The organism is Photorhabdus sp. RM96S, from assembly GCF_042879335.1.
Taxonomy (GTDB): Bacteria; Pseudomonadota; Gammaproteobacteria; order Enterobacterales; family Enterobacteriaceae; genus Photorhabdus; species Photorhabdus kayaii.
On record NZ_JBHFKT010000190.1, the window covers coordinates 1 to 424 of the forward strand.

The following is a 424-nucleotide window of genomic DNA, read 5'->3' on the forward strand; positions in this document are numbered from 1 at the left end:
CCCGGCCTGAGTTTCGGCGTGGTTGAGTTGCAGTTCACCGGCCTGTATCGTCAGGGCGCCATTGGTCAGTAGTTTGCCCTTATCACCCAGCCACCGTTGGGTATTGAGCGATAATTGCCCCTGACCGGCCAACTGCACCGTCCCCTGGTTGTTATCGGCCTGATGCGCGGTCAGATGCAGGTCCTCGCCCTGACTGGCAATAGTGCCCTGACGGTTGTTAAGCTGGTCAGTAGTGAGGGTCAATTTCCCCTGATTGAACACTGTCCCCTCACGGTTATTCAGGGTACGGGTATGGAGCGCCAGTTCACCAGTACCGGTCTGGTTAATTTTTCCCTGATGATTGGATAAATCCGGCGTCGTGAGGTGGATTTCCTTCGCCACTAACTGGCCGCCGTCGTTGTTAAACTGGCCCGGCGTTTTCGCC

At 56.4% G+C, this 424-nt stretch carries 1 protein-coding gene; it reads right to left on the reverse strand.

What is annotated here, in order from left to right:
• On the reverse strand, positions 1–424 hold a 424-nt coding region (locus ACGF49_RS24910; protein WP_387493436.1), incomplete at both ends, for a hypothetical protein.